12 protein-coding genes are annotated in these 18301 nt (G+C 32.8%); 10 read left to right on the forward strand and 2 right to left on the reverse strand.

Annotation, left to right across the window (positions count from 1 at the left end):
• Positions 1–3 precede the first annotated feature (3 nt).
• Genes P2086_RS17230 through P2086_RS17240 form a run of 3 tightly spaced genes read left to right on the forward strand, consistent with a single transcriptional unit; the run spans position 4 to position 6598 of the window.
• Positions 4–3111, forward strand: coding sequence for a hybrid sensor histidine kinase/response regulator (locus tag P2086_RS17230; RefSeq protein WP_317898003.1), 3108 nt, complete (start codon positions 4–6; stop codon positions 3109–3111).
• A gap of 6 nt (positions 3112–3117) precedes the next feature.
• Complete coding sequence (locus P2086_RS17235; RefSeq protein ID WP_317898004.1) at positions 3118–4689, forward strand: response regulator; 1572 nt, start codon at positions 3118–3120, stop codon at positions 4687–4689.
• Between the two features lie 25 nt (positions 4690–4714).
• On the forward strand, positions 4715–6598 hold the full coding sequence (locus P2086_RS17240; protein WP_317898005.1) for a response regulator: 1884 nt from the start codon (positions 4715–4717) through the stop codon (positions 6596–6598).
• Here the strand turns inward: P2086_RS17240 and P2086_RS17245 are convergent.
• Both P2086_RS17245 and P2086_RS17250 read right to left on the reverse strand, forming a co-directional pair.
• A complete protein-coding gene (locus P2086_RS17245; protein WP_317898006.1) occupies positions 6591–7250 on the reverse strand; it encodes a response regulator in 660 nt (219 codons plus the stop codon). The two genes, P2086_RS17240 and P2086_RS17245, sit on opposite strands and share 8 nt — an antisense overlap.
• Entirely contained in the window at positions 7247–10675 is a 3429-nt protein-coding gene (locus P2086_RS17250) for a PAS domain S-box protein (RefSeq protein ID WP_317898007.1), read from the reverse strand. Before P2086_RS17250 ends, P2086_RS17245 begins: the two co-directional genes overlap by 4 nt.
• A gap of 247 nt (positions 10676–10922) precedes the next feature.
• On the opposite strand from P2086_RS17250, the gene P2086_RS17255 reads away from it, so the two are divergent.
• The 7 genes from P2086_RS17255 (at position 10923) to P2086_RS17285 (ending at position 18238) form a co-directional block, all read left to right on the forward strand.
• On the forward strand, positions 10923–11342 hold the full coding sequence (locus tag P2086_RS17255; protein WP_317898008.1) for a hypothetical protein: 420 nt from the start codon (positions 10923–10925) through the stop codon (positions 11340–11342).
• Positions 11343–11347: 5 nt separating this feature from the next.
• Positions 11348–11737: a hypothetical protein gene (locus P2086_RS17260; RefSeq protein WP_317898009.1), complete on the forward strand. Its 390-nt coding sequence runs from the start codon at positions 11348–11350 to the stop codon at positions 11735–11737.
• A gap of 6 nt (positions 11738–11743) precedes the next feature.
• The gene (locus P2086_RS17265; protein ID WP_317898010.1) at positions 11744–12112 is read left to right on the forward strand and encodes a response regulator; all 369 of its coding nucleotides are present in this window, start codon (positions 11744–11746) and stop codon (positions 12110–12112) included.
• Positions 12112–14187, forward strand: a complete 2076-nt coding sequence (locus tag P2086_RS17270; RefSeq protein ID WP_317898011.1) for a chemotaxis protein CheA — start codon at positions 12112–12114, stop codon at positions 14185–14187. The genes P2086_RS17265 and P2086_RS17270 overlap by 1 nt, the downstream gene beginning before the upstream one ends.
• Positions 14172–14687: a chemotaxis protein CheW gene (locus P2086_RS17275; protein ID WP_317898012.1), complete on the forward strand. Its 516-nt coding sequence runs from the start codon at positions 14172–14174 to the stop codon at positions 14685–14687. Before P2086_RS17270 ends, P2086_RS17275 begins: the two co-directional genes overlap by 16 nt.
• A gap of 274 nt (positions 14688–14961) precedes the next feature.
• Positions 14962–16881 carry a methyl-accepting chemotaxis protein gene (locus P2086_RS17280; RefSeq protein ID WP_317898013.1) on the forward strand — a complete coding sequence of 640 codons (1920 nt, stop codon included), beginning with the start codon at positions 14962–14964 and terminating at the stop codon, positions 16879–16881.
• Positions 16882–16891: 10 nt separating this feature from the next.
• Entirely contained in the window at positions 16892–18238 is a 1347-nt protein-coding gene (locus P2086_RS17285) for a putative porin (protein ID WP_317898014.1), read from the forward strand.
• Positions 18239–18301 lie beyond the last annotated feature (63 nt).

Consider the following 18301-nt stretch of genomic DNA (forward strand, 5'->3'; position numbering starts at 1 on the left):
AAAATGCTAGATAATTTAAACATAAATAAAAACAAGCAAAGGGATTTAAAGTATCCTATTGAATTACTTGACCTAATGTCTAAGTATCTAAATTCGGACGAAACAAGTTTCAGTTTACAAAGCATTTGTGATGACGCCTGCTTTTTATCTAAAGCCTCAAATGCATATATTGCGTTAAAAGAAACCGTAACAAACAATTTAAGGACGGTTGTTTCAAGCCAAAACCCTTTAAAAAAACAAATTCCATTTTCCAGTGATTTACTGGATAAAATATGGAAGTCAAACAACTTTAATACTAAATCCTCTTGCGAATGCCAACTCACTTCATTCGTATTTAACACGGAATTTAAAGATTTAGATTTTCCAGATATCACTTTATCTTACATTAATATATATCGAGAAACAACTTATTTTGGAACAATCCTATTTTTAACAGAAGCAAAGGAAGAAATTCACTTTAAGGAATCACTTGAGTACTTTATAACAACTATTCAAAGAAAAATAATTCATTTTCGTGTCAATAAATTACCAGAGTATTTGTTTAAGAATGCAGGAATCGGTCCGCAGAAAGATTCTGATTTTATTTTTATTATTGATAAAGATTTCATCGTAAATGATAGTAATACATCCACTATTCCCGGATCTCGTAAAAAAATCATTGGCGAATCCATTTTAAATCTGGTCTCAAATAATCTTAGAAATGTATTTTCAACATCTGTATTTAAAACCTTTCAAAGTGGTCTTATCGAATACCATGAAATGCCTTTAGGTTCTGGGAATTTTAACGACCCCTTTTATTCGATAAAATTTATTCCAATAACGGTTAATAAAAGTATAGAAACAATTTGTATTATAGCCACAGATACAGAGCAACCGAAACATTTGCTTCAGGATTTTGTAACCTTGCAACAAGTGGCAAAAATTGGTTGGTGGGAACTCTTTATGCCTTCCAACAAACTAATCTGGTCTGAAGGTTTATATAATATTTTAGAAATTAGTTATGCAGAACTTGAGGCTTCAGACGATTTATATGTTACCTATATTCATCCTGAAGATAAGGCATTGGTTGATTATACTTTTAAAACAGCTATTAAAGATAATACCAATTATGAAATCACTTACCGTTTGATAATGACTGACGGAAGAATTAAATGGGTTTTGGATAAATGTATTAGTTATTTTGACGATCAACGTAACCAATTCAGATCTCTTGGAATTATTCAAGATATTACACAATTAAAAAATGCCGAAGTAAAATTAGAAAAGGTTAATAACTCATTTAAACGATTAACAGAGCAACTTCCTGGAATAATTTTCGAATACCAAATATTTGAAAATGGAGAAAGGCGTTTTAATTCTGTAAGTGAAAAAATGGTAAAGCGATCTGGGCTTTCTGAGAAAATTCTTAAAAACGACGGAAGCTCCATTTGGGATAGAATTCATCCGGACGATCTTGAAAGGATGAAAGCTGTTTTTGCTGAATCGGCAAAGACTATGAAAAAAGTGGACGTAGATTACAGATTACGTTTTGTTGGAAATGACGATCAAGTATCTTGGAAAAGATTGGAAGCAAAACCAGAATTACAACAAGATAAGTCAAGAATTTGGTACGGCTATATTTCAGATATTGATGAAATTAAAGAGGCACAAATTGAAATCTTAAAAGCAAAAGAAGAAGCCGAACGAGCAAACAAAGCAAAAACCGAATTTCTAGCCAACATGAGCCATGAAATTCGCACTCCTTTAAATGCAGTGCTAGGATTTTCGGAGCTTCTTAAAGGGAACACAAAAGGCGCTAAGTACGAAAATTACATTGATGGTATACTTTCAGGTGGAAAAAACCTTCTCTCACTTATTGATGATATTTTAGACTTATCGAAAATTGAGGCGGGTCAAATGAATATTCAAAACCTACCACTTAACATCAAAAAACTAGCAAACGAATTCCGACAGCTCTTTGCACAAAAAGCTCAAGAAAAAGACATTAACTATACCATTCATTTTGAAAACGAACTGCCAAAATACGTTTTGCTTGATGAAACGAGAATAAGACAAGTACTTTTTAACTTAATTGGAAATGCTTTAAAATTTACGCACGAAGGATCTGTTACTTTATCAATAGCAACTGAATCGACATCCGACAGGAGTAAAGTGAGTTTAATATTTAAAATAAGGGATACTGGTATTGGAATACCTGAAAATCAACATGAATTAATATTTGAATCCTTTAAACAGCAGAATGGTCAGAGTAACCGAAAATATGGTGGAACCGGACTTGGGCTCGCTATTACCAAACGTTTGGTTGACATGATGAACGGCTTTATTACCATAGAAAGTAAGGTAAATGGCGGCTCCTGTTTTTCTGTTATAATAAACGATATTGATGTAGCAAGTATGGAAGAGGAGCAAATTCAAACAACGGAAGATTTACATTATTTGTTTCAGGGTCAAAAAATTTTATTGGTAGAGGATGTAGGTTCAAATAGAGAAATAATAAAAGGTTTTCTTGAACCACTAAATCTTGAAATAGAAATTGCAGAAAACGGTGAAGAAGCTTTGAATATATTAAAGCAAAGAGCTCCCGACTTGATTTTAATGGACATGATGATGCCTGTAATGGATGGTTATACTGCTACAAAAATTATACGCGGAAAAACTAATTACCAGAATATTCCAATAATTGCTCTAACAGCTTCTGCTTTAAAACAAAACGAAAAACAGATACGAGAGCTTTGTAGTGATTACTTAAGAAAACCAGTAAGTAAAACAGATCTCTTAGCTATATTAAGCAAATATTTAGCCCATACAATTATTGGCTCAAACAATCAACTTTGGATGAGTCTTTCACAAAATCAAAATATCCTGAGTGGAATTTCCTCAAAAATAAAGCAGGACCTAAGTTCACAATTTCTTCAAACCTGGATAGACATTCAAAAACTAATGAGCATTGACGATATTATAGTTTTTGCCAAAAACCTTAACGGTTACGCTAGTAATACTAATTGTAAAGAACTTCAAATATATAGTCAGGCTTTATTAAAGTATGCCGAAAATTTTGATATCGAAAAAATGAATGGCACCTTTTACACATTTAAAACATTTATGACATAAACTCTGATGAACCATCCAATACCAAAAATTACTAATCAAGATCCTGTTGGGCATAGTACACCAAGAGTGATTATTATTGATGATTCGCCTGACAATATTAAAATTGTTGCGAATATATTATCTCAAGAGGGTTATGAGGTTCTTACGGCATTAGACGCCAAAAAAGGTCTGCTCATTGCTGAAACAAAATTACCCGATTTAATTTTGTTAGACATTATGATGCCTGAAATGAATGGTTTTGAAGTCTGCTCACTTTTGAAAGCAAATGATAAGACCAAAGAAACACCCATTATATTTCTAACAGGAGCTACTGATTCGGAAAGTATTTTAAATGGTTTGTTAGTTGGTGCAGCTGATTATATAACTAAACCCATCAAAAAACAGGAATTACTGGCAAGAGTCAAAAATCAACTCAAATTCAAAATGTCGTCTGAATACGTAGGAGCTTTGTTTGAGAGCCGATACCATTCTATTATTACATTTAATAAAAAATTCGAAATAGTTAACTTCAATAAAATTTCAAACGAGCGAGAATTACTGTTTAATAAAATTAATTACAAAAAAGGAGAAAGTATATTACAACACGTTCCAACCGCCAATCAACGTACCTTTATTAGTAAAGCAGAAGGTGTTTTTAAAGGAAAAACAAATTCTTACGAAAGAAATTATACGCTACATGATAAAGACATTTGGTTCGATTACCAATTAGAGCCAATACATAATATGCAGGGTGAAATTATTGGCTGTGTTATTAATGGAACAGATGTTACTGAGAAAAAAGAATACGCACTCCGTGCTAACGAATATCACCGCAAAATAAAAGAAACTTATGCGGAAGCTCAGGAAAGTTTATCTTATGCAAGTTATATTCAAAAATCAATTTATCCTGAAAGTAACGACCTAAACAAACAATTTCCCGAACACTTTATTTTATTTAAATCAAAAGAAAAGGTAAGCGGAGATTTATACTGGTCTTACAATTTTGGAAACAAAGATCTTATTGTGATTGGTGATTGCACCGGACATGGTGTGCCAGGCGCCTTGTTAACTACCATTAGTATAGTTTTATTAGAACGTATTGTTAAGTACAATAACATTACTTCACCAAATAAAATTCTTTCTGAAATTGACACATTAATTACAGAAACATTAAAACAAAAAGAAGGTGGGCTCAAAGTTGGACTTGAAATGGCAGTGTGTTTATTTGATCGGGACAATGGAACCCTGGAATATGCCGGTGCAAAACGCCCACTAATAATGGCACACGGTGAAGATTTATTTGAGATTAAAGCCGACCGTTTTGATATTGGCGGAGGAGGCGAGGCAAAGATTTTTAAAAACCATTTATTGTATCCTGTCAAAGGTAGTTCACTGTATATGTTTTCAGATGGTATGGTAGATCAAATTGGAGGGGTACAACACAAAAAATTTAAGAAAAAAAATCTTCAAACACTTATTCAAACTGAAAATAGTAAACCAATGAACCAACAAAAATTGGCTTTCGAGAAATCAATTTCAGAATGGATGGGGCTCGAAGAGCAAACAGACGATATTTTATTAATGGGCATTAAAATATAATTTATTATTTATCTAAAAAATTAAAATGATTCGTAACACAACATTATTAATAGTAGACGACTCTTCAGAAAATCTTAAATTGCTTGGAAATAGTTTAAAAAAATCTGGTTATACTGTACTTGCTGCATTAAATGGAAAACAAGCCATTGCCTTGGCCGAAAGTAAGCAACCTGATCTTATACTACTTGATGTAATGATGCCAGAAACTAATGGTTTTCAGGTATGTCAAATTTTAAAAGCAAACGAATTAACGCATAAAATTCCCGTAATATTTCTAACAGCCTCTGTTGAACCAGAAAGCATCAAAGCTGGTTTTGAAGCTGGTGGTGCTGACTACATTACCAAACCTTTTAATCATGAAGAGTTAACACTCAGAGTAACCAATCATTTAAATTACAAAAGGGAAAAAGAACTTCTAGAAAAAAAACTACAAGGAGCGTCACTGATGCTTGAAAGTATAAGTGATGGTGCACTTATACCGGTATGTTCCCTTTTAAAAAACTTAGATACATTATCCAAAAACTCCTATTCTGTAGCTATTAATTCAACCCATAAAAACATTGCATTTGCTATTAGCAACCTCGCAAAATTTCCATTTGATATTGATGCTATTTTAAAAGTTGACAATCAAACACACCTTCAATCTTTTAATCTCAAAACGAGTCTTCAAACTCTTGAAAAAATTAATACTACCAACGCAAAGGACCTTAATTCAAGCTTTTCACTTGTAATGAATGAAGGGCTTTACGAAAACTACTTATGTAACACCTCAAAACTCACTGCAGCGTTTGAACATGTGGTTTATACTTTAAATCAATTATCTCATTATAATCTAGAAGTTACAGCGAGTTTAAAAGACAGGCAAGAAGTCGCAGATACCATTCTTATTGAGTTTAAAGGATTAAATCTTAAATCGACAGAATCAGACTCAACCCAAATTAATCCATCTATAAAACAGTTAGCCTTAGTAATATTAAACGATATATTCTACCCTATTCATGGAAAAGCTACGCTTACAAAAAGCAGTGGAAATTCAGAATGTCTTAGTGTTTTAATTTCGTTGAAGATTGCAAACAGCACTATATTCGAAACTAAAGAAGATTTAAACCAGAACGCGTACAATTCCCTGGATGAAAAAAATATACTAGTAGTTGAGGATAATGAACTAAATCAAAAACTAGTCTCAACTATTCTTCAAACAGAGGGAGCCAACATAAGCTTTGCAAGCACAGGAAAGGAAGCGATTGAAAAAGCTACAAGCCAAAATTATCATTTAATTTTAATGGACATCAACATTCCTATAGTAAGTGGCATTGAGGTAACTAGGATTTTGAGAGACGAACATAAGATAGTTACACCTATTATTGGAATTTCTGGTCACGCAGACAAAAAAACTTTTAATAGTTGTATTGAAGCTGGAATGAATTCATTTCTTCTAAAACCTTTTGAAATAACAGAATTGAAAGGAATAGTATTTAAAGAACTCAAAAAAAATGAAACAGAAGAAAGTTCTTGGATAGATAAAAGTCATTCTTTGGCAGACATTTATACAGGAGGTCTGAATAAATACGATCTCACAAAATTAATTGAACTTAGTAACGGAGATCAGGGACTTATAACTAGCTGGACTAATAACTTCAAAAATCTGGTTAACAAAGGCATCAGTGAAATTAATCTAATTATGGAATCGAAAGATTATTCTGTACAAAATAAAATATTTCACGAACTAAATAACTACACCACCTATTTTGGCGTAGAGTTATTAAAAGAATACTTAAAAGATTTACCAAAAATTCAGAAGTCATCTGCAAGCGATGAAATTGTAGAGCATTTTAAGCTTATTGAAGAAGAATTAATTAGTATAAAAGATTACTTTATCCAAATAGAATCAGAAAATAAAATCAATTAATAATAATTAGTTTCATTTTAACAGCTTTGGTAATCATTTCTGCAGTATTTTTAACTTCAAGTTTTTTCAAAATATTATAACGATGTGCATCAACAGTGCTAACGCTTACAAGCAATTTTTGAGCAATTTCTTTATTACTTAAGCCTTCGCTTATTAATTGAATTATTTCTTTTTCGCGTTTTGTTATTTCTATTTTAAATCCAGTAGAAGATTTATTTGTATTGTACTCCTTTTTTAAATAATTATCAGCTAGAATTTGAGAAACGGACCGACTAATGTATTTTTCACCTTTAACAATGTTTTCTATAGCAGAATAGAGTTCGGCTTTTTTAAAATCTTTCAATAAATAACCATTAGCGCCGGCTTCAAAACATTGGTTAATATAAAGGTCATCGGCATGCATACTTATAACTAGCACTTTTATAGCACCACTTCGTACTTTCTTAATTTTTTTTGTAAGTTCAATACCATTCATTCCTTCCATAGAAATATCGGTAATAACTACCTCGGCATCCAGTTTATTTAACTCTAATAAAAAATCTTCGGCGTTATCAGATTCTCCTACTACTTTAAATTCGGGATTTAAATCCAACATGCTTTTTATCCCGTACCTCACTATGTGATGGTCTTCAACTAAATGTATTTTAATCATAAATTTATTTTTTTAGCATTAACTGCCATATTTATTTCGAAACCCTTATTTTTATTAGTACAAAACTCAAGTTGTGCACCAATAACACAAGCTCTTTCCTCAATTGAAGAAATGCCAAAAGATTTTTTCTTTTTCGTTTCAAATTCCCGTTTATTAATACCAACACCGTTATCTTTCATCAAAAATATCAATTTATTCTTATTAAAGTTAAGCGTAATGTGTATATTTTTCGCTTTCGAGTGTTTTAGGGCGTTTAGTATAGCTTCCTGAATGGTTCTATAAAAGTTAATTTCAATCTCTTCAGTAAACCTCATGCCGGCTACATTTGATTTAAAACTAACGTTTATATCTGAATATTGAGCATTTAAACGTTTTACCGTTTGTTGAATGACTGCATGCAAACCAAACTCAAATAAACTTACTGGTGATAAATTTGACGAAATACCACGTAATTCCTGCATTATTTCGGCAACCATTTTATTTACAAAATCAATTTTATTCTTTTGTTCCCCGTCCATTAATTTACTTTCCTTTATACTTTCCAAATTAATCATGGCTGCAGAAAGCATTTGATTTAATCCTTCATGTATTTCCCTTCCGAATCGTTTTCTCTCATTTTCATGACCGCGAATGAGCGATAAAGTTCTGTTTTTTTGATTTTTTAAGGCCAAAGCTCTTTCCAGATATCTACGTTTTCGTTTATTTAAATCGCTTTTTCGCTCAACCGTAACATCTCTACCCATTGAAATGAAATTTGTAATCTCACCGTTTCTATCTAAGTAGGGTGTAATTATTTTTTCTTCAATAAATAATTCCCCCGATTTTTTGGTGTTATGCAAATCACCCTTAAAAACTTTTCCCATTTTAAGAGTATTCCACATATTTGAGTAAAAAGTTTTATTGTGCTTTTTAGATCTTAGTACGTTTGAATTACTTCCAATTATTTCATTTGCCGCATATCCCGTTACTTGCGTAAACATTGGATTAACATATTCAATTATACCACTTGAATCTGTTATCATAATTAATTCTTGCGTTTGCTCCGTGATATTGAAAATTTTTTGAATTGAATTGATAGTGTTTTTAGAAGCTGTAATATTTCTAATTATCATTAACACCTTTTCGGGATTAACAGCAGTCATCCTAATTTCATACCAATTTATTTGATCATTTAAAGGAATTTCTAACTCAAATATAGTCGCATCAGTAGAATTATGACAAAGATTGCGGTTTTCTGAAATTACTTTTGCTACCCCTTCCTGAAAAATTCTTGATACTCTTTCGCTGTGAATACGCTTAGATTTCAGAGGCAAAAAACCCTTTTCAGCTGGTTTAAGAAAAGAATCCACTACTTCATCGTTATTTCCTAATAACAAATAAGAATCGGGAATAGACTTTATAATATTGTTTTTTTCAGTTTCACTCTTTAGTAACTTTTCTTCGGTTAACTTAAGCTTGGTTATTTCCTGCACATACCCAATCATTTTAATTACCTTGCCATTTGGATCCTTAACCAGTACCGACTTATCCTGAACCCACTTTATCTTCCCACCTGGCGTTATTATTCTATACTTTATTTCAAACTCACCAGTACTTAAATTTGTTTGATTCCTTTTTAGAACAGTTCGTTGATCATTAGGATGGATAAATTCTCGTAACGAATTTGTTTTGTAAATATCGTTTGTTTCAACTTCGAAAATTTTACTAAATGCTGGGCTTAAATATTGTATCCTTTTCGTTTCAAAAGAATAAATCCAAAATGCAACACTTATAGTCCCGGCTATTTCGTTCAATAACGTTTCGGTAGATGCTAACAAATCAAAACTTTCTTTTTTTGAGACAACTTCTTTGAATGTACCAAGGGCTCCAATAATAGCACCGTTTTCATCACGGAAGGGTGCGCCATTTACAAAGAATTTTTTAAGATTACCTTCCTTCGTTTTAATAACTAATTCATACTGATTACTTATACCTCGTTTTCTGTACTCAAGGATATTCTTAAAAAGATTAACATGATTACTACCTAAAAAATCAAATGCCTTTTTACCAATAATGTCGTTGTGTGTGTAACCAGACATTTCGGTTAACCTATTATTTGCAAAACTTATTGTTGAATCCAATTCAATTTTAATCAAGCCTTCATTGATTGTATTTACAAGTGATTTAAACAGGTTTTCACTTCGTTTAAGTTCTTTCAAGTAACTATTTTTTTCAAGAAACAAATTTAAACTTTCAAAAAAATCGCTGAGCTTCTCATAGTCACCTAATGATAAGGCGTTTCTATTAGTGAACGAACCTATTACAAACAATCCAGTTGCTGATGTTTTGGAGCCTATTGGAAAACCCACAAAACAGGAATTGCGGCTAACTTCATCTTTAAATTCTGTGTTACAGCTAAGAATATTAAATTCATCACCGCTAAGAAATTTTGCAGTATTTGATTCCAGAACATCTTTTACAAAAGTTCTATAAAGGGGATTTTCGTTAATTTCAAGAGTACTTTCTTTGGTAGTGGCTTCATTACTTCGTGTGTTGTTATAAAACGACACTTTTAAATTTGGCAATAAGTCCTGAACTTCTTTCTCAACGAAACTACAGATTTCGGTAGTTTCTGCGCATACTTGGTCATACTTATAACTAAGTTCTTTAAAAACGCAGCATAAATTTTGTTTTAGTCTTTTATTAGTAATGTCAATCAATATACCTCTATAACCACTGAGCTTATAATTAACAAAAATAGGAGTTAGTAGTTCTTCTATAATATATTTTTTACCCTTTTTATTGATTAGTGGAAATTCTCTGTTTAAACTATTAAGATCAATAAACGAACTTCTTTTACTAACATCCAAAATAGAACCATCTTTGTTTTCCTTCACAAAATCAAGAAGTGAAACCCCTGTAGCCATATCAGACTCAGTTATACCAAACATTTCTAAACCGAAACGATTTGTTGAAATTATTTTACCTGATAGATCACATTCAATAACTGTTTGAAAGATTGAATCAGACAATTCGGTATATTTTCTTTCGGCATCACTCAGCTTCTTTTCCATTTCGCATTGAAACAATGTAAGCTCCACTGTTGCAATCAAATCTTTTTCAACCAAAGGTTTAAACACAAAACCTAATAAATTACATCGCTTTGATTTTTCAATAATTGTTTTACTGGTGAAAGTTGAAAGAAAAACAACAGGTATTTTATAATTATCGTAAATAAGTTGAGCTGTTTCACATATTTTTGCCTCTTCTCCTGCAATCACCCCCATGAGTATAAGATCTGGTTTAATTGCTATAACAGAAGATATAATAGTGTTTTTAGGGTCGTGGCGGGTTATTGAATACCCGAAATTACCTAAACTTTCATTAATCCGTCTGACAGTATAGTCATCACTTTCTAAAAGGAGTATTGTATGCGTTTTTTTCATTAATTCTTTACAGATTACACTCGTATTACTCTATTAACAAGCGTTTTTATTTGCCTTGGCAAAATTATGTCATTAGGGGCAGTATAGAGCTCAGTTAAATCTACATTTCGAACTAAATAAAACCCTTAGTTTTTCTAAAAACAAACCTTAGACCATTCGCTTAAGTTCGCTGTAATTTTGTCGCACAATTAATTAAGAAACGATGAGGATATTAAAATACATTTTATTTTTCAGTTTAGTTTGCAGTATGTCATTCGAAAAACTAGCAGCACAAACTAGTGAATCTGTTATTTTTAAAGAATTTGTACTAAAGGATAGCAGTAGCATTTATAAATCTGCCGTGATCTTAGTATACAACGACGGCACTTTTTTAAATTATGGTATTGTAGATAATAAACAGGAACAAGACGTTTACGTTTGGTATAAATCAGGTAGCTGGAAATCAACCGACAATGGAATTATATTTAGCAGAAGTACTTCTTCAAAAAAGGCAGAGGAATTAAAACAAGTAGTAAAAAGAGAATACAGAAGCCATCCTGACCGCGTTCTTATACAAGGTTACTATGAATTTGTTCACGAAAAATATGAGGAAGGCTCCCTTTTAATAAGAGATTCAGAAATAGTGGATCAAAGTAAAAAAATAGATTACGTAGAAATAAAAATTTAGAATTCATGTCAACAGAAATAAATACAACCAGCCTGTCCTTCGTCGGTACACAAGAAGAACAGGGAGTAAAACTAATTTTCACTCCTTCTAAGCGAAAGAAAACAAAAAAAATAAACATTGGTATTGAAGGGATTTTTAATCTCAGTTCGGCAAATTATGTACGTGAAAGTATATTACCTGCTATTTATGAATTTGAAACCATTGATATTTCTTTAAAAAACATACAACAAATAGATCTTTCGGCGCTACAATTATTGCACTACATGCAACAGTTAACTATCGAAAATCAGAAACAAATAAGCTTTGATGCCGAACTTTCAACAGAAGATAGGTCCTTACTCTTTAACGCAGGCTTAAAGCAACTTATTACTAAAGCTACTTTAACCGACAAATAAAAAAAAATGAAAAAGAACATCCTAATTATAGATGACTCAGAAAGCATCCGCGAGGTAATTGCAGCAGGACTAGAAAGTGCCGGTTACAATGTTACCAAAGGAATTAATGGGCAAGATGGGCTTACCTGCCTTGAAAATAACCCAAGTGTTGAGTGCATTATTACAGATTTAAATATGCCTATTATGGACGGAATTACTTTCCTGAAGGAAGTAAGAAAATCTGAAAAGCATAAATATCTGCCAATTATTATTCTTACCACAGAATCGCAAGAGGCAAAAAAACAGGAAGCAAGAACAGCCGGAGCAACAGGTTGGATTATAAAGCCCTTTTCTAAAGAAAAACTTATTAATGTTATTAAAAAAGTAGTACGCTAATGGATGCGATGCGGGTAACTTATTTGGAAGAAGCAAACGATTTGCTTTCCAATTTAGAAAGAGCTTTATTGGCTTTAGAAACAAACTCTAACGACAAATCTTATATTGAAGAGGTTTTTAGGGTTATGCACACCTTGAAAGGAAATAGCAGCATGTTTGGTTTACCACTCATTGCTGAGTTTGTGCACGATTTAGAAACGATTTATGATAAAATAAGAGTTGGGGAAATGGCTTTAAGCAAAGATCTCCTTGATTGCACATTTTTATGCTTGGATCATCTAAAAATTATTATTCATGATTCAGATTTAAATAATCAAATTAATAGAGACAATCATGAAAACCTTATTCATCAGATTACCGATTTTATTAATCAAAAAAAATCAGACGACACAAGCAAGAATTCAGAAAATATTCAACCAAGTTTAAAAACTTTTCACATAACATTTGAACCACAACCAACTATTTTTGAAAACGGTACCAATCCCCTATTCCTTCTAGCAGAGATAGCTAGCATGGGAAAAAGCCAGGCTATCCCGCATTTTAAATCCATTTCAAAACTTACCGATTATTCAGTAGATAGCTGTTTTACTTATTGGGATATTTATTTGGAAACAGAAAAAACAGACAAAGACATTATGGATGTTTTTGTTTTTGTTGAAGATTGTTCAAAAATTGAAATCACAGAATTACCAGGAATAAATCTCTTAAATAACACAACTTTTACAGATTTAATTTCAAAGAATCAATATCAAGATTTAAAAACAGATAAAGAAGAAATCACTTCTCTAGCGACCAGCCTTTTAACCGAAGTTAAACCTGAAACTGCTAAGCAAGAAGTTGCGGTTAAAACAACTGAAAAGACTGAAATAGTAGCGAAAGGAAAAAAGGAAAAAACTATTTCCAGTATTCGTGTATCATCTGACAAACTTGATGAATTAATGAATCTTGTTAGTGAATTAGTAACGACACAAGCAGGACTTTCTTTATTTGTTGCCAACAACAAAATTGCCGAATTAGAATTGATTACCGAGAATGTTGAAAAACTTTCGAGAAGATTAAGAGATACAGCCTTTGGCATGACCCTTGTACCAATCAATAACATGTTCGGTCGTTTCCAACGTATGGTACGTGATGTATCTGGAGTTTTAGGTAAAGAAATTGAATTTATCACTGAAGGAGGAGAAACCGAACTAGATAAAACAATTATTGAAACCCTTACCGATCCTTTGATGCACATTCTTAGAAACAGTCTTGATCACGGTGTTGAGAAAGGTGAAGAAAGAATAGCAAAAGGTAAACCGGCTTCGGGTAAAGTTATTTTAAAAGCCTTTTATTCAGGAGTTTTTGTTTACATACAAATTACAGATGATGGCAAAGGAATTGATGTAGAAGCAGTAAGAGCAAAGGCTATCAGTAAAGGCATTATTAAGGCTACAGATTATTTAAGTGAGAAAGAAGTTTTCGATTTAATTTTTTACCCTGGTTTTTCTACTGCTCAAAAAGTTACCGATGTATCGGGAAGAGGCGTAGGAATGGATGTTGTAAAACGTAACATTACCGATCTTAAAGGTTCTATCATTGTGGATTCAAAAATAAATGAAGGAACCACTTTAACCATTAAACTTCCTTTAACACTTTCCATTATTGATGGTCTGCTTGTTTCAATAGACAGCGTAAATTATATTATTCCATTATCCGTTATTACAAAATGTTTTTCTGTAAATAATAAAGATATGATTGGAAGCTTTAATAATCTTATTGTACTCGATGAAGAGCAGGTTCCATTTATTCATTTAAGAGAAGAGTTTGGTTATAACAGTTTAGCGGCCGGTCAATCGCAGATGATTGTTGTAAATAATGGCGAAAGAAAAGTCGGCATTAGCGTTGACAATATTATTGGCGAATACCAAGCTGTTGTTAAGCCATTAGGTAAATATTATAAAAAACAGGATTTCGTTTCAGGCGCCTCCATTCTTGGAGATGGAACAATAGCACTTGTTTTAGACACAAATAAAGTAATCGATTTATATACACAAAACACACAAAAAGAAGAAAAATCATGGCAACTAAATTAATGAAAGACGACAAAATAGAAGCAACAAAATCATTCTTGTCATTTAAACTCGCAGAAGAACATTTTGCAATTGAAGTAATGAAAATTATGGAAATCTTAGAAGTTCCTAAGATTACCAAAGTACCACACGCACCTGACTTTTTAAAAGGTGTAGTAAATTTACGTGGTGGCGTGTTACCCGTTATTGATGCCCGCACAAAATTTGGCATGCAATCAATTGACATGACAGTAGACACGTGTATTTTAGTTTTAAGTATTGAACTAAATGAAGAAACTATCACTGTTGGCGCACTTGTAGACTCAGTATCGGAAGTATTTGAAATGGAAGAAAAACACATTCAACCTTCTCCAAGCATTGGATCAAAATACAATGCTGACTTTATTCAAGGGATGATTAAAGAAAAAGATCAGTTCATGATGTTACTTGACATTGATAAAGTTTTTTCATCAGAAGAATTGGAAGCTATCATTGAACCTAAAGTTGAAACTACTTTAGCATAAACATTCTCTATATTTAGTTTTGGTTTTTTAATAAGGGGTTTTTAAAGCTAAAATCTAAATGAGAATTCTTAAGCAGGCGGTGCAACACCGTCTGCTTTTTTTGTCAGCAATTCAAAAACAGGAAACATAAGAGATTTACTTCCAACAACAAAATAAAAGCCAAATTCATTTTAAATAAAAACATTACAAACAATTTACCTTAGTAACAATAATTTTGCAATTAAATAATAATTAATTAACGTCTTTCCGTCAGACAAAACCAAACAAACATACCATGTTAAAACAACAAACAACAATTAAGCTTAAACTATTAGTTTTTGCAACATCCACAATCTTAACGATGTGTATTCTGGGAATCTTCTTCTATCGCACTATTGGACGAATTGACCAGAATAGAAATATCAGTTCAGAATTCACGAGTGTGTGGGTAAAAACACTTGAACTAAGAAAATCAGAAAAAGATTTTTTATTAAGAGAAAATACAAATATGAATTTTTTTGAAACGGGCGAAAGTTCTTATGCGAAAAAATTAGATCAGACAGTTCTTGAAATTAACACGCTCATTACCGAGTTGAAACAATCAGATATTGTTCGTGAGAACGCAATTGATATCGACAGAATTGGCAACCTGTTAAAACAATACCAAGAAAACTTCAAAAAAATTGTAGCAGCTAAACTAAAAAGAGGTGAACTTGATTTTGGTATTATAGGCCAAATGCGCAAAGCAGTTAGAAGCGTTGAAGAAGAGGTTACAAGTGACCCTAACGTAACCATTCAGATTTTAACATTAAGAAGGCATGAAAAAGATTACTTACTTCGAAAGGATCAAAAATATGTAGACGCACATGCCAAGGTTGTTCAATCACTACTTGAAAATAATAGTTTACCAACTACTTTGAAAGAAAAATTATTGACGTATCAAAAAACATTTAACTCGGTTGTAGAAATTGATGCGGCCATTGGCTTAACGCAAACTCAGGGCTTAGAAGGGGAGATTCGTGCGACTGTGCATAAGGTAGAACCAGCCATTGATGAGATAACAGTAACACTTAACGACATCCTAGAAAAAGACAACGCACAAAGCTCTGCTATTTTAATGATCATTATTGCCGTTGGTATTACTATTGCCGTACTCATTTCATTTTTCTTAATCAGATCCATTTCATCTTCTTTAAATTATGCAGTTGAAACTGTAGGAAGAATTGCATCGGGTGATTTAAATTTTGAAATCACTGTTAAGAGCAAAGACGAAATTGGTCAACTCTTAGAGAAGATGAGCGTGATGACTTCTAAACTAAAGGAAATTATTTCAGCTATTAGAAATGCATCACTTAATATTGCAACAGCCAGTACTCAAATGAACTCATCAGCGCAACAAATGTCAGAAGGCGCAACTGAACAAGCAAGCTCTGTAGAAGAAATATCATCTTCCATGGAAGAAATGGCTGCGAATATTCAGCAAAACACAAATAATTCAAAACAAACCGAAAAAATTGCCAGCAGTGCTGCCAAAGATGTGTCTGAAAGTAACGAGGCGGTAACCAAAACGGTTTCTTCAATGAAAACGATCGCGAATAAAATTTCAATTATCGGAGAAATTTCAAGACAAACAAATTTATTAGCGCTTAACGCTGCTGTTGAAGCCGCACGTGCTGGAGAACATGGAAAAGGTTTTGCTGTTGTAGCTGCTGAAGTAAGAAAATTGGCTGAGAGAAGTCAGATTGCTGCTACCGAAATTAATGAGGTTTCTGCTGTGAGTGTAGACATCGCACAAAATTCTGGTGAATTGCTAAACAATGTTGTACCAAACATTCAAAAGACGTCTGATCTTATTCAGGAAATAACTGCATCAAGTATTGAACAAAACGCCGGTGCTGAACAAGTAAATAATGCTATTCAACAACTTAATCAAGTAGTTCAGGAAAACGCAGCCACTGCTGAAGAAATGGCGGCAGGTGCCGAAGAATTAAACGAACAAGCTGATAGTCTAAAAGAAATTATTTCGTTTTTTAAAACAGGAGATAATGACAAAGACCAATTAACGTCGTCAAAAATTATTAGACATACTCCAAAAAAAGCAGGCTTAAGAACATTTACTACAACAAAAAGCGAAAATAACTTAACTAAAACGCATTCAAAAAATGTGCAGTTAGATCTTCAAGAAACTTCCGATGCCAATTACGAAAAATTTTAAAAACAAAATTGTGAAACACAACAGAAAAACTATGAAAACAAAAACGATAATAGTGACTCTTGCTTTAAGTTCCTTGATAACGCGAGTAACGGCGCAAGAAACACAGACTCCTAACGACAGTATGAAAATGTCCATAAATTCATTAAAAAAGGACATCGACATTTTACGCAAACTAAAAATAAGCGGTTACATACAAGCGCAGTATCAACTTGCCGATAGTATCGGACAGAACAGTTTTGATGGCGGTAGTTTTGCTCCAAACTCCGACAGCAGATTTATGATCCGCCGTGGTCGCGTTAAATTTGCCTATTCCAACAATTTAGCAGATTACGTTATACAGGTAAACATTACCGATAAAGGCATGAATCCAACTGAAGTATCCGCGAAAATTACCGAACCTTGGACGAAATGGTTTGGCGTTAAAATAGGTTTATTCAATAGACCTTTCAGTTTTGAAGTACAACAGTCTTCTTCAGTAAGAGAAACTCCTGAGCGTGCTCGTTACCTGCAAACACTCTTAAGTAACGAAAGAGACATTGGCGCGGCACTAGTTATTGAAGCGCCAAAAAATTCGAAACTACATGGCTTATCATTTACCGGCGGCTTCTTCAATGGAACCGGCATTCCAAGTAATGGTGACTATAATAATCCTAATAAACCATTCTATAATGATTTTGACTCCTTTAAAGATTTTATAGGCAGATTAAGTTACAATAAGTCGCTTAAGAATGACCGAGTTAAATTTGGTTTAGGCCTTTCTCATTACAATGGTAAAGTAAGACAATACAATAACATTGTTTACTCAGAAATAAGTCACACTGATAATGGAACTATGACTTGGGTTGCTTCAGACACAACACAACAGCAACTTACAGGAAAAGGAGCCGGAAGAATTTTTTACGGAGCAGATGCACAGCTATCAGTAAAATCGCCAATGGGAACTACTACACTTAGAGGAGATTTTATGTGCGGGCAGCAGCCAGGTACCTCTTCATCAAGTTCAAGTCAGGCCTTTGAAGTTAAAAGTTCAACTTATATCCGAAATTTTACTGGTTACAGTGCTGTTTTTGTGCACCGAATAGGAAAAAGCAAACACGAATTAGCTGCAAAATATGCCTTTTATGATCCAAATACAGCCGTAGCTGGTGACCAAATAGGAGTAGCCGGATCGCGTTTAAATGCAACCGATATATCCTTTACCGAAGTTGGATTTGGCTACACGAACTATTTCAATGATAATTTCAAGTTTATGATTTATTATAACATCGTAAAAAATGAAACGAGCAAAAACCTTGCCGCATACAACAATGATTTAAAGGATAATGTCCTTACACTAAGAGTACAGGTTAAGTTTTAAGAATTACAATTATACCAAAAAAAGGGTCCACAAATGGGCCCTTTTTTATTGTCAATTTGCTTA

Source organism: Aurantibacillus circumpalustris, assembly GCF_029625215.1.
In the GTDB taxonomy this organism is placed as follows: Bacteria; Bacteroidota; Bacteroidia; order B-17B0; family Aurantibacillaceae; genus Aurantibacillus; species Aurantibacillus circumpalustris.